Origin of the sequence: Microbispora sp. NBC_01389, from assembly GCF_045040095.1 — a bacterium.
In the GTDB taxonomy this organism is placed as follows: domain Bacteria; phylum Actinomycetota; class Actinomycetes; order Streptosporangiales; family Streptosporangiaceae; genus Microbispora.
The window spans coordinates 1,440,709-1,452,615 of the sequence record NZ_CP109552.1; the positions used below are offsets into that span (position 1 = coordinate 1,440,709).

An 11,907-nucleotide genomic window follows, 5' to 3' on the forward strand; every position below is an offset into this window, starting at 1 on the left:
CTGGCGCCCCACCACTCCGCACCCTATCTGACCTGCGATTTTCTCGATCGAGACGGGTCTCGCGACGAGAAGTTGATCTCGTATGGTTGCTCGTTGGTTGCTCACGTGTACGCCCCGCTGGGGGTCAACCATCGGACTTCGGCAGCCGTCGGGCATGTGCCGGGCACACAGTAGATCGCTCAGAGCCCGTTCGTCAGGCTAGACCTCAGAGATGATCGCTGGAAGGTCATTACCGAACACCACGCGTGCCCTCTCGCCCACCTGCGACCCCTCTGCGGGCCAAGGACGCTTCAACCCCACCCATTCCGACAAAATGGGACGGAGCGCGATAAGACGGGCCGGAAACTCGAGAACCAGCGGACGAATAATCCGTAGGGCTGTAACAACTGCTCGACCCATACCAGGACACGGTGGGGTGTTCACGACCGGGTGGAGGTCAGCGATACCGCCACGCATCCCTGGTGTTGATCTTGTCGGTGTCCTCCGACAGCAGCACCGGCCTGCACCTGCTGACCAACGTCGCCGCAACCCACCCCACGATCACCAAGACCTGGGCCGACAGCGCCTACCGCACCACCATCATCGAACACGCCGCCACCCTCGGCATCGACGTCGAAGCCGTCCGCCGCGACCCCAACACCAGGGGATTCACGCCTCTTCCCCGCCGCTGAACGGTGGAGCGCACCCTCGGCTGGCTGATGTTCCACCGCCGCCTGGCCCGCGACTACGAAGCCCCGCCCGCCCTCCGGGAGGCGGCGCTCACCGAGCGGCGTTCCCGCCAGGAGACCGCCGAGGCCACCCGCAGGGCGAGCGCCGCCGAGGCCGCTCGCGAGCAGGCCGTCCGGGAGCTGGCCGACCGGGAGCTGGCCGACCGGGTCGACCGGGCGACCGCCGAGGTGCGCGAAGCTCGGGCGCATGCCGTACAGGCGCAGGGGGAACGCGACCGTGCGCGAGAGGAGGCGGGGCGCGCCCGCGGCGAGGCGGAGATGGCGCGGCGCGCGCACCGGGAGGCCGAGCAGGCGAGCGCCGCCGCCCTGGCGCGCGCACAGGCGGCCGAGGCCGAACGCGACCGGGCCGTGGCACGGGTGGAAGCCGAGCGGGATCGGGAGGTGTCGCTCGCACAGGCCGACCGGGACCGGGCGCTCACTCGTGCGGAGGCGGCCGAGACCTCCCGTGGCGCGGCCGTGGGGGAAGCGCCCGTACGGCGGCGGCCGAGCGTGACCGGATCCAGGCGGAGCTCACTTTGGAGCGGGCCCGGCTGTCCGACCTGCGGGCACAGCTCGACGTGGCCAGGGCCGAGGCCGGTCAGCTACGCGAGCGGGCGGTCGCCGCCGAGCTTCGCCTGGCTTCCGATCCCGCTTCGGAGCCTTAGGCGAGAACGCGGCCGTTCGAGTGGGTTCGCCGCCAGGGAGGCCGTCATCAAGCACACACGAGCGCATCGAGGCTGGTCAGTGAGGTCGTGGGGGATTCCGCAAGATCTTCGGCACGGCGCGGGGTACGGCCCGGCCGCCGTGGCCGGGCCGTACCAGGTGGTCTCAGGCCGGGATCAGCTGCCATTGCTGGTTGGCGCCGCCGTTGGCGGCCCACTGCACGACCTGGGCACCGTCGGAGGTCGACGCGCCGTACACGTCTGCCAGCAGCCCGCTGCTGTAGCTGACGATCGTGTAGTAGCCGTCGCCGGTGGAGCGCAGGTACCACAGCTGGTTGGTGCCGCCGTTGGCGGTCCACTGCTGCAGTTGCAGCCCCTGGGTCGTACTGCTGGCGTTGACGTCGAGGACCTTGCCGGTGGGGACGTAGCGCAGGGTGTACGCACCGCCCTGACCGCTGGTGACGGTCCACGCGCCGGAACCGGACTGCTGCACGGCCTTGGCGCCGTCGGCGGAAGAACCGCCGGCCACGCCGAGCGGCTTGCCGCTGTTGCGGTTGACGATGCGGTAGGACGTGCCCGACACCGGGCCGCTCGAACCGGACCCGAGATTGAAGTACTCGACCGCGTCGCTGAACGTCGTGGCACCCGACTTGGTGGTCGTCAGCACCAGGTACACCCGTGAGCCGCTCGCCGGTGTGGTGAAGGTGACCGGCTGGGTGACCCGCGAGCCGAGCGGGACGGTCAGGGTCGTGCTTCCGGACGCGACGACCGCGCCGTCCGGCGCGTTGAGCCGCGCCGTCCAGGTGAAGCCCACCGAAGTGTCGGCGAAGTCGTCGTTGAAGACGGTGATGTTGCGGGTCACCGAGGTGTTGGCGGCGTAGGTGGGCACGGCCTGCGGCAGCGGGAAGGTGCCATTCGAGTCCGAGGCGCCGGAGGCGGACCAGTACGGGAGGTCGACCGCTGCCACCGGGTTGAACGCCGCCTGCACGCGCTGGATCTGCGGGTTGCTCCAGGGGTCCGGGAGGTTGTCCGCGCCGTAGATAGGGTGACCGCCCTCCTCCGGGGTGAAGTCCGTGGAACGCACTCCGGGCACGACGCTGGCCCACGCGGACAGCAGCGTGTACGGACGCAGGTCGGTGGCGTTCTTGCCGCGCTTGGCCAGGGTTGCCGTGGCGAACCACTCGAAGCCCTGCTTGTTGTTGCATGCCGGCCAGATGTACTCGCCCTCGCCGTCGGGGCGCCCATTCACGGTGATCAGGCCCTCCCCGTACCTGCCGAAGCCGTCGACGTAGTGCGAGATCACCGCGAAGTTGGCGTACGTCATCCCGGGATACATGTTGAGATTCGCGCCGACGCCCAGCTCGACAATGACCGGCCGGGTGCCGTCGGCGCCGTTCATCGCCGCGTACAGGTCCTTCTCGAACTGTTCGGAATCCTGGCCGCTCTGGTTCGGCTCGTTGTTCTGACTCCAGCGGATGACCGCGGGGTGGTTGCGGTCGCGCAGGACCAGCGCACGGGCGTGGTTGACCATGTTGTCGTGCCCTGTGATCCAATCCTGCCCGGACTGGGAGCCGCGAATCGCGACCTCGTCGATGATCATCAGGCCCATCTCGTCGGCGACATCCAACATGTACGGGCTGGCCGGCTCCTGGTGGACGCGCACCACGTTGTAGTTCAGCCGCTGGTAGTTGTCCACGGCCTGCGGCCAGCCGCCGTTGCCCGACGAAGGCGGAAGGAATCCGGGCAGCGTGTCGTAGGCGTCGCCCTTACCGCCGTTGTTGATCCGGTCGTAGTCGGCACCCTGGAGGTTGTCGCCGCGGAAGTTCACGCGCACGCCGTTGAGGTAGTAGTACTCGCCGTTCTGGGAGGCCTCCCGGAACCCGAACCGGTACGTGGCGTCGCTGGTGTGCCCGTCATCGGTGTCGGCATGCACCGTCAGCCGGTGCAGCTGCGCCCGGTACCCCGACCGGTACGGCACGTTGGGCCACCAGTACGAGGTGCTGTCGAGGTTCCACGCGACCGGCCCGACGGTCACGGTCCCGGTCGAGTGGGCCGCCACAGTGACCGTACGGCTGGGCAGTGCCGGGTAGCTGAAAGCCGTTCCGTTGTTGGACGACAGCGACCCGGTCAACGTCACCGACCGGGAACTGCCCGACGTGTTACGCACCGACACGTCGTAGCTCAACGTCTTGTTCGCCACCGACGTACGCACGAATGTGTCGCTGACGTACACCGCCGGGTACACCCGCAGGAACGCCGAACGGTAGATCCCCTGGGGGACCGCCTCGGACCACTCGGCGGCGTCGGGCACCAGGTACCGGCCGTTGGATGCCTTCAACGCGCCGCGGCCCTTCACGTCGACGCTGATCGTATGAGTGGTGCCCGGGGCGGCGTAGGCGCTGATGTCGAACTTTGAGGGAGTGAAGGCCGTGGTCTGCGTCGCGACCACCCGGCCGTCCACCGACAAGGTCGCCTGGTGGTTCACGGCGCCGAACTCGATCCACGCCGACTGCGGCTGCCCCGAGTCCGGCACCGTCACCGTACGCGAGTACACCGCCTGGGACACATCGGTGAACCCCTGCTTGTACCAGCCGCCTCCGGGCACCTTGATCGACGTCGTCGACCGGCCCGCCGGCGTGAAGCTCCACGTCCCGGCCAGATCGACCGAGGCGACCGCGGCATTGCCCGCGGTGAAGCCGTCGATGTCCCCGGCGGCAGCGGCGGCGGCGACCGACGCGGTGGACTCCGACGCGGTGGACTCCGACGCGGTGGACTGCTGTGCCGCCACAGCCGGCTGAGTCCCGATCAACGCGACCAGCAAGGCCGCCACCACAGCCGGCAACCTGCTCGCCGGACGTCGAGGACGGGAGGAGGGATCGCTCCGCTTCATCGGTAATCCTTTCGGGTGAATCCGGTGGGTGATGCACTTCCCGGGTCCGGCCGCCCCTCCGCGGGCGCCACCGCCCGGCCGTTCAGGCCGTCGCCGTTCGTCCGCGAAAGCCGACGGCTTGAGGGGGGGCATCCTGTCTCCTCGTAATGGGAGCGTCGTATCGGTTCGACGGTGGCCGGACATCACACTTAAGCCCAGGCTCCCACCTGTCAATGCTCAGGGTTCACAGAGATCGGATCACTTCGGCCGTCTGGCTCCCATCACGCCCGATGAGATCACGCGGTCCTAGACGTCGTGTAATTTTCAGGCTGCGTTGGACGCCTCGAACACGGTTCCAAGATCGAAAATTGGCATGCTCAGGACCATCCAGACCTGTGTCGAACTTTCACAGTAAAACGGATCGATTCGATGCCGTCGGGCGCCTGGTAGAGGAATGGGCCCACCTACGGCCCTACGCCAGCAATGACGAACGCACCGATGCCCTCGGAGACTTCCTGCACCGCTACAACAGCGGCGACAGCGGTTGCGTCTTCACCGCCGAACTCGGGCGACCGTTGCGTCCACAACACGTCGGCGACCAGTTTTCCTGCTCGCCTGCCAGGCAGGGCTCCCGCCTACGGCATGCGGAGTTCGACCGCACGCCGGGCTATGCCGGTGAGGGACCGCCGAAGACGAGTTCGCCACCAAGCTGGCTGTACAGCTCCAGCTGGTCGTAGTAGATCCGATGAGTGATGATCTCGTCGTTGCCGACGGAGCAGGTGCTGGGGGCGCGGGTGACCATGGCCTGGTCGTCACGAGCTGGTGGTGACCTTGGGTTTGGGCTGGTCAGGTCACATGGCGTGGGAACGGCCGGTGAAGGGCGTCGAAGACGTTGAGCCAGGCGGCCTGCCAGCGCCAGTGTTGGGGTAGATGGAGGGTGAGGTGGCCGCGGCCGTGCCGGGCGATGCGGGCCAGAACGGTGATCAAGTGGCAGCGCAGCGTCGCCCCACGGGCTCGGGCATGAAACGCGCCGGCCAGGCAGCCGGCCGCGCGGAGCAGATTGTGGGTCAGAGCGGCCAAGGTCAGTCAGGCCGCGTTCGCGGTGAACACCCCGGACGGCAGGTGGGCGAGCGGTCCGTCGATCAGGTCGGCGTTGACCTGCTCCATCATCGCGTGGTCGCGGTGCTGGGCCTCGGCCTGGATGAGGGTGAACGGACTGTCAGTGAAGATCGCATGGTAGCGCCAGGTGGTGAACAACTCCTCTTGGCCGATCTTCTCCTGCAGGTTGAGCCGCTTAACCCGGCGGACGATCAGCCGGGCGGTGGCGGCCCGGTCCTTGTTCGACGCGAACGCGGTGTAGGAGATCTCGGCGATCTCGGCGTCTGACACCCAGCGGCCGGCCTGCTCGTCGAAGACCGCGTCCGGATACTGGATCGCTGTCCAGGACGATTCGGGGATCGCCGCGATCGCCGCTTTGATCTTCTTGTCCATCGTCGCGGTCACCGAGAAGCACACGTGGTTGTCCCGGCAGGCGGCGATCACGCCCGCACTGTAGAACGCCGAATCGGCACGCACCACCACGATGCCGCCGATACTGCCGCTGTCGCTGGTCCTGCCGCTGTCGCTGGTCCTGCCGGTGCCTGCCCCGGCGGCTTTGGCGGCACCGATGGCCTCGCGGACGAACGGCTCGGCACCGCGCGCCGAGTTGGCCGTCCCGCCCCGCAGCCGCCGACTGGCTGGCCGCGCGAGGTTACACACACACCCGCAGTTGCGACGCTGTGTCCTGCTGATAAGCGCCTCCGGAGATCGCGCCGTCGTCGATGAGCATGTGGCGGCAGGCTTCGTTATCGATCGCGACCAAGCGGTGGAAGATGCGCGGAGGGTGCTGACCGAGCCGAGAACCGCCGCCGCCGTCGAAGCGGTCGCTGACCTGCTCGCCGTCGAGACGGAACTGGCTGGGGCGCGGATCGCTCAGGCCGTCGAGGAGCACCAGGGTAGTACGGCCTCCCGTTCCCTCGGTGTGGATCCCCAGGATGCGGCTGCCTCTCATCCCCGCTCGTGGCTGCGTGGGAAGTCTGCGGTGACAGCAGCAGGCCGTGCCCGAAAGGTAGGAAGTTTTCATGGACGACTTCTACGCCGAGGTGGAATCGCGCGAGTATCCATGGCCCCCCGGTCGCGCCGATCTCCACGTCCATATCCTGTTCGACCCAGACGTCATCGAAAAGGCCCTGGTCGAGCCGTACCGGGCGGTCACCCACAGGCCCGGTCTCGCGCCCGTCTCCGCGCAGTGGGTCCACATGACCCTGCTCCACGGCGGCCCTGGCACTCTCGCCCCCGAACTAGGTCCGCCGGACGACGAGGGCCGGTCGGCGGGGGCGCCCTCGTGCCCGTGGGTCTGCGGCAGCAGGACGGCTCCCGGAGGTAGGCCCTCCTGGCGCAGGTACTGGGCCGCTGCCTTGGGCGGCAGCCAGGGCGCGACCGGGTACGCGGCGACCTTCCTGGCCGGGTAGGTCAGGCTGATCATCAGCTCGCGGTCGTGGCCGGCGCCCGCGAACGGGTCCTTCCTTGAGCGGTCGACCAGATGCAGGGACACCGTGCCGAGCGGGGAGGGGCCCGTCGGCGCCGGAAGGGTCAGCTGAGGCGGGGCGGCGGCCTGGGGCCGGGCCTGGGTCTTGAGCTGTGTCTTGGCCTCGGCGGCAGTCGGTACGGCCAGCGACGCGACGGCCAGCAGGGCGGCGGCGCACACCGCTCGCGGGGAGATCACACGCACTCCTTCTGATCATTGGAAGTGGGAGTGCTCCGAAGCTAGTGACCCGCCCCGGCCAAGGTCGTCTACCCCGGGGCTCATTTCGCGCCGGCGGGCTAAGCCTTTCGGCCGATGCCGGGTTCAGCGCACGGCGACCAGCCCGCTGCGGTAGGCGGTGATCACCAGGTGCACGCGGTCGCGGGCGCCGAGCTTGGCCAGGAGGTGCCTGACATGGGTCTTGGCCGTACCCGGCCCGATGTGCAGTCGCTCCGCGATCTCGTCGTTGGACAGGCCCTCGGCGACCAGCGCGAGCACCTCCCGCTCGCGCGTGGTGATGCCCTCCAGCGGCTCAGGGTGAGCGCGGCCGGCGAACTCCTACGGTCATGCCGCACGCCCGGGGACGGCGAGGGCGGCGGTCAGGCTGAGGTTCATACCGGGTGCTCCGTGGTGGGAAGGGTGGCGGTGACGCGGAAGCCATGTCCGGGCAGGGGCGCCGCGTGGAACGCGCCGCCGTACAGGTGCACGCGCTCACGCATGCCGACCAGGCCGTGTCCGAGGTGCGGACCACCGGCCTCCGGGCAGCCGACGCCGTCATCGGCGACCTCGATCGAGAGCTCGTCCGGCCCGTAGCACAGGGTCACCCTGGCCGAGTCGGCGGCGGCGTGCTTCACCACGTTGGTCAGCGCCTCCTGCACGATCCGGTACGCCGAAAGGTCGATCCCAGGGGGCAGCGCGCGAGGCTGCCCACTGATGGCGAGCTCCACCCGCACCCCCGCCCCGGCGGTCCGCTCCACGAGCGGGTCGAGGTCGGCCAGCCCGGGGACGGGCGCCAGCTCGGGCCCTTCGCTCCGCTCCTCCTCGCGGAGCACGCCAAGCAGCCGCCGCATCTCGGCCAGGCTCTGGCGTCCCATGGTCTCGATGGCCACGAGCGCGGCCCGCGCCTCCTGCGGGTCGTCGTCGATCACCAGGGCGCCGAATCCCGCCTGTACGGTGACCACGCTCATGCCGTGCGCGACGACGTCGTGCAGCTCGCGGGCGATGCGCATCCGCTCGTCGGTGACACTCTGCCTGGCGAGCCTGGCCTGGTTGCGCAGCAGCTCCCCGAGGTGGCGGCGATGCATGCCTGCCGGGCCCGCCGGCGGCGATGGCGCCAGTTCGTTCGTGAGCGTCATCCCTGAAAACGATCTTCGTCGAGCTCTACCTTCCTGGGTTGAGCCGGAGATCCTACCCACGCCAGAGGCGGCAGCCGTACACGACCGGCATCGTCGATGGGGTGAAACGTGCACTCATCATCACCGCCCTGGCCCTCACGCTGGCCGGATGCGGCTCCACCCCACCGCAGCGCCTGACGGTCCCAAAGCCGACGGGCCCGCATCCGGTGGGGACCGTCTCGGTCCACCTGGTCGACCAGTCCCGCCCGGATCCCTGGAGCGGCTCCGGCAGGAAACGGGAGCTGATGGTCAGCCTGTGGTATCCGGCCCGTGACGTGGAAGCCCACCCGGTCGCCCCCTGGATGCCGAAGGCGGCGGCGGAGCGGTACTTGAAGATGAACGACCTGGAGCCGGGCTCGGTGCTGCTGGACAGGACCGACGGTCACGAGGGCGCGCCCGTCGACACGAGCCTGGGCAGGCTGCCGGTCGTCCTGTACTCGCCGGGCGCCAACGCCTCGCGCGCGTACGGGACCGGCGTCGTCGAGGAGCTGGCCAGCCGGGGGTACGCGGTGGTCACCGTCGATCACCCCTACGACGCGGCGGTGGTGGAGTTCCCCGGCGGCCGAGTAGAGGCGGGCGCCGAGCTGACCGACTTCGCCAAGGCGGTCGACGTCCGGGTGGCCGACGTGCGCTTCATCCTGGACAGCCTGCCTTCCCTGGAGGAGAAGCTGCCCGGCCGTAACGGGAAGCCGCTCTTCGACCTCGCGCGGATCGGAATGTTCGGGCATTCGCTCGGCGGCGCGGCCACCTCCTCCGCCATGTACGCCGACCCGCGGATCAAGGCCGGGCTCGGCCTGGATGGCGCCGTCTTCGGCAAGGTCGCGCAGTCCGGCCTCGACCGGCCGTACATGGTGGTCGACACCGATGGGAAGGGCGGCATGGCGACCAATCCGACGCTGCGCACCTTCTGGGACGGATTGCGGGGCTGGCGGCTCAACGTGACGCTCAAGGGGGCGGCGCACAACTCCTTCGGCGACGACGTCCTGCTCATCCCCATGTCGGCCGAGCCGCTGGGGCTGGGAAAGGAGCAGCTCGAGGAAGTCGTCGGCACGATCCCGGCCGAGCGGGCGCTGGCCTTCCAGCGTGCCTACCCGCCAGCCTTCTTCGAGCAGCACTTGCGCGGCCGTCCGCAGGCATTGCTGCGGGGCCCGTCAGCCACCTTCCCCGAGGTCTCCTACCGCCGCTGATGGCCCCTGCCCGCCGGCCGTGACCACGCCGCCCTCGTAGGCGGCGATGACGAGCTGCGCCCGGTCGTGCGCGGCGAGCTTGGCCAGCAGGCTGCGGATATGTGTCTTGACCGTGGCCGGCCCGATGCCGAGTCGCTCGGCGATCTGCGGGTTGGTCAACCCTCGAGCCACCAGCACGAGCACCTCCCGCTCCCGGCCGGACAGCTGGGTGAGCCCAGCCGCCAGCCGGGCCGGGGTTCCGGTGGGCTCGCGCCGGGCGAACTCCCCGATCAGCCGCGTGGTGACCGACGGGGCCAGCAGCGCCTGTCCCTCCCCCACAATGCGCAACGCCTCCAGCAGGTCGCCCGGCCGGGTGTCCTTCAGCAGGAATCCGCTGGCTCCGGCCCGCAACGCCCCGTAGACGTACTCGTCGAGATCGAACGTGGTCAGCATCACCACCCGCGTCTCGGCGGTCACCGGGTCGGCCCGGATCAGCTCGGTGGCCTTGATCCCGTCGAGGCCGGGCATGCGGACGTCCATGAGCACCAGGTCGGGCCGGAGGCCGCGGGCCAGTTCCACCGCCTGCTCCCCCGTCCCGGCCTCGCCGACGGCCTCCAGGTCGGGGGCGGTGTCGATCAGCCTGCGCAGCCCCGCGCGCAGCAACGCCTGGTCCTCGGCGACCAGCACCGTGAACGTGCTCACCTCTCATCCTCCCCGGAACCGCCTGGCAACAGCAGCCTTGCGCGAACGGCGAAGCCGCCTCCGGGCTCCGGTCCCGCCGAGAACGTCCCGCCGTACAGGATGACCCGCTCTTCCAGCCCGGCCAGCCCGTGGCCCCCCTCACTCGGCGCACCCCCGCGACCGTCGTCGACGACCTCGACCACCAGCTCGCGCTCCGCACGGGTGCCGACCGCCACCCGACATCGGGCCGGGCCGGCGTGTTTGAGCACGTTGGTCAGCGACTCCTGCACGAGGCGATAGACGACGAGGGCCGCCTCGTCGCAGAGCGCGAGGCCAGGCTCGACGTCGAGCTCCACCCGGACGTCGCCGACCGGAATCGCCGCGACCAGCTCTCGCAGGGAGTCCAGCGTGTACGGCGGGCCGTCCCGGTCCCCGGAGGCGTCGCGGAGCAGACCGAGGAGGCGGCGCAGGTCCGTCTGCGCCTTGCGGCTGGTCTCCTCGATGATCGACAAGGCCTCGCCCGCCTCCTCGGGGTGCGTGGCGGCGACGTGGTTGGCGATGCCGGCCCGCATGGAAATCAGGCCCATGCTGTGGGCGACGACGTCGTGCACGTCACGAGCCATGCGCAGCCGTTCCGCCGTGGCCGCGACCTGCGCCGACCGTGCGACGGCCTGCGCGGCGTACGCGCGCTGCTCCCGTACGGCAAGCCCGATCGTCCACGCCAGACCGAGCACCAGCCAGGCGAATCCGCACGCCGACGCCGCCTCCATCCACGAGGGCGAGTCGATCGCGACACTGGCGGCGGTCACCGCCAGCGTGGCCATCAGCGCCGCTACCGCCGTCCGGCGCGCTTCCAGGAGCGCCACCGCGTGCAGCGCGACCGCCAAGGGCACGAACGCCTCCTCCCACCCGGCGAACGGCGCGAACACCGCCGCCACCAGAACCAGCGCCCAGACCAGCACCGGCCACCGGCGCCGCCCTGCCAGCGGCAGGCAGGCCAGCGCGATCATCGGCACAGCCGCATACGGCGGCACTCCGGCGGACTCCGGCACCAGCACCGCCGGCACCGAGAACCCGGCGGCCAGGGCAACGGCCGCGAACGCGTCGACGGCGACCCAGTGTCCCGGTCGCAGCCTGCGCGCGATCAGGGGACGCCGTTCGGCCATGCGCCCACCCTAGACGGGGCCGATCAGCAGCCCGTGCACAGTTTTCGCGGGAGTGCGCGCCTCAGCTTCTGACGGCCTCTGCGATCTGCAGTGCGACCTGGGCGGGTGTCAGGTGCGTGGTGTCGACGACCTCGGCCTCGCCGTGTAGCCACGTGCGGGCCGCCTCCGCGTAGGGCTCAAGGTATTTGAGACGGAAGGGGGAGGGGCCGAGAAGAGTGTCTCCCTCGATGCGCCTGCGGAGGGTGTCGTGGTCGGCGTGGAGGACGAAGTGCCGTACCGGGATGGCATGTCGGGTGAGGCCCGCGCTGATCTCGCGCCAGTACTGCTCGACCAGGACGGTCATGGGCATCACCAGCGTGCCGCCGGCGTAGTCGAGTACGAGGCGGGCGGTCTCGACTACGAGTGGCCGCCACGGCGGCCAGTGCTGGAAGTTGTCGGTCGCCGACAGCCCCGGCGTGATGTCCATGAGTGTCTCGCCTACCTTCTCGGCGTCGAACACCCGTGAGTCCGGGATCAGTCGCTGCACGAGTGCAGCGGTCGTCGTCTTGCCCGCGCCGTGGGTGCCGTTGAGCCATACGATCACGGAGCCCGATGCTACGTAGTGCCGTGCCGGGCCGTGGGAGCGGACGCCGAGAAACAGGTCCTGGGTGCCGTGGCGGACCGGTGTGAGCCGGATCACTCGAACGGCGGGCGGGCTGC

Annotated in this window: 13 protein-coding genes and 1 pseudogene; 5 read left to right on the plus strand and 9 right to left on the minus strand. The window is 69.9% G+C overall.

Going from position 1 to position 11,907, the window contains the following annotated elements:
• Positions 1-461: 461 nt before the first annotated feature.
• Together OG344_RS06345 and OG344_RS06350 are read left to right on the plus strand one after the other, a co-directional pair.
• Entirely contained in the window at positions 462-671 is a 210-nt protein-coding gene (locus OG344_RS06345) for a hypothetical protein (RefSeq protein WP_405087382.1), read from the plus strand.
• 572 nt (positions 672-1,243) lie between these two features.
• Positions 1,244-1,372, plus strand: a complete 129-nt coding sequence (locus OG344_RS06350; RefSeq protein WP_327048344.1) for a hypothetical protein — start codon at positions 1,244-1,246, stop codon at positions 1,370-1,372.
• Positions 1,373-1,535: 163 nt separating this feature from the next.
• Here OG344_RS06350 and OG344_RS06355 read toward each other — a convergent pair whose 3' ends face one another.
• Positions 1,536-4,202, minus strand: a complete 2,667-nt coding sequence (locus OG344_RS06355; protein ID WP_405087383.1) for an RICIN domain-containing protein — start codon at positions 4,200-4,202, stop codon at positions 1,536-1,538.
• A 425-nt stretch (positions 4,203-4,627) separates the two neighbouring features.
• Here OG344_RS06355 and OG344_RS06360 point away from each other — a divergent pair.
• Positions 4,628-4,768 (plus strand): annotated as a pseudogene (locus OG344_RS06360) (IS481 family transposase); the annotation flags it as partial.
• Positions 4,769-4,905: 137 nt separating this feature from the next.
• Here the strand turns inward: OG344_RS06360 and OG344_RS06365 are convergent.
• The 3 genes from OG344_RS06365 to OG344_RS06375 form a co-directional block, all read right to left on the minus strand.
• Complete coding sequence (locus OG344_RS06365; protein WP_405089230.1) at positions 4,906-5,040, minus strand: hypothetical protein; 135 nt, start codon at positions 5,038-5,040, stop codon at positions 4,906-4,908.
• Positions 5,041-5,324: 284 nt separating this feature from the next.
• Entirely contained in the window at positions 5,325-5,996 is a 672-nt protein-coding gene (locus OG344_RS06370; RefSeq protein WP_405087384.1) for a hypothetical protein, read from the minus strand.
• Positions 5,989-6,228, minus strand: coding sequence for a hypothetical protein (locus OG344_RS06375; RefSeq protein ID WP_405087385.1), 240 nt, complete (start codon positions 6,226-6,228; stop codon positions 5,989-5,991). Before OG344_RS06375 ends, OG344_RS06370 begins: the two co-directional genes overlap by 8 nt.
• A gap of 130 nt (positions 6,229-6,358) precedes the next feature.
• Here OG344_RS06375 and OG344_RS06380 point away from each other — a divergent pair, with 130 nt between their 5' ends.
• Complete coding sequence (locus OG344_RS06380; RefSeq protein WP_405087386.1) at positions 6,359-6,748, plus strand: hypothetical protein; 390 nt, start codon at positions 6,359-6,361, stop codon at positions 6,746-6,748.
• 377 nt (positions 6,749-7,125) lie between these two features.
• Here OG344_RS06380 and OG344_RS06385 read toward each other — a convergent pair whose 3' ends face one another.
• Both OG344_RS06385 and OG344_RS06390 read right to left on the minus strand, forming a co-directional pair.
• Positions 7,126-7,329 (minus strand): response regulator transcription factor, encoded by a 204-nt coding sequence (locus OG344_RS06385; RefSeq protein WP_405089053.1) that lies wholly within the window; start codon positions 7,327-7,329, stop codon positions 7,126-7,128.
• 83 nt (positions 7,330-7,412) lie between these two features.
• Complete coding sequence (locus OG344_RS06390; RefSeq protein ID WP_405087387.1) at positions 7,413-8,156, minus strand: sensor histidine kinase; 744 nt, start codon at positions 8,154-8,156, stop codon at positions 7,413-7,415.
• Positions 8,157-8,257: 101 nt separating this feature from the next.
• On the opposite strand from OG344_RS06390, the gene OG344_RS06395 reads away from it, so the two are divergent.
• Positions 8,258-9,382 carry an alpha/beta hydrolase family protein gene (locus OG344_RS06395; RefSeq protein ID WP_405087388.1) on the plus strand — a complete coding sequence of 375 codons (1,125 nt, stop codon included), beginning with the start codon at positions 8,258-8,260 and terminating at the stop codon, positions 9,380-9,382.
• Here the strand turns inward: OG344_RS06395 and OG344_RS06400 are convergent.
• The 3 genes from OG344_RS06400 to OG344_RS06410 form a co-directional block, all read right to left on the minus strand.
• Positions 9,347-10,063, minus strand: a complete 717-nt coding sequence (locus OG344_RS06400; RefSeq protein WP_405087389.1) for a response regulator — start codon at positions 10,061-10,063, stop codon at positions 9,347-9,349. The two genes, OG344_RS06395 and OG344_RS06400, sit on opposite strands and share 36 nt — an antisense overlap.
• Positions 10,060-11,208, minus strand: coding sequence for a sensor histidine kinase (locus OG344_RS06405; RefSeq protein ID WP_405087390.1), 1,149 nt, complete (start codon positions 11,206-11,208; stop codon positions 10,060-10,062). Before OG344_RS06405 ends, OG344_RS06400 begins: the two co-directional genes overlap by 4 nt.
• A 61-nt stretch (positions 11,209-11,269) precedes the next feature.
• Positions 11,270-11,791, minus strand: coding sequence for an AAA family ATPase (locus tag OG344_RS06410; RefSeq protein ID WP_405087391.1), 522 nt, complete (start codon positions 11,789-11,791; stop codon positions 11,270-11,272).
• Positions 11,792-11,907: the final 116 nt, after the last annotated feature.

Coding starts and splice junctions, on each gene's coding strand:
- OG344_RS06365 (WP_405089230.1), bottom strand. CDS start 5,040: ATGGTCACCCGCGCCCCCAGCACCTGCTCCGTCGGCAACGACGAGATC.
- OG344_RS06380 (WP_405087386.1), top strand. CDS start 6,359: ATGGACGACTTCTACGCCGAGGTGGAATCGCGCGAGTATCCATGGCCC.
- OG344_RS06390 (WP_405087387.1), bottom strand. CDS start 8,156: ATGACGCTCACGAACGAACTGGCGCCATCGCCGCCGGCGGGCCCGGCA.
- OG344_RS06405 (WP_405087390.1), bottom strand. CDS start 11,208: ATGGCCGAACGGCGTCCCCTGATCGCGCGCAGGCTGCGACCGGGACAC.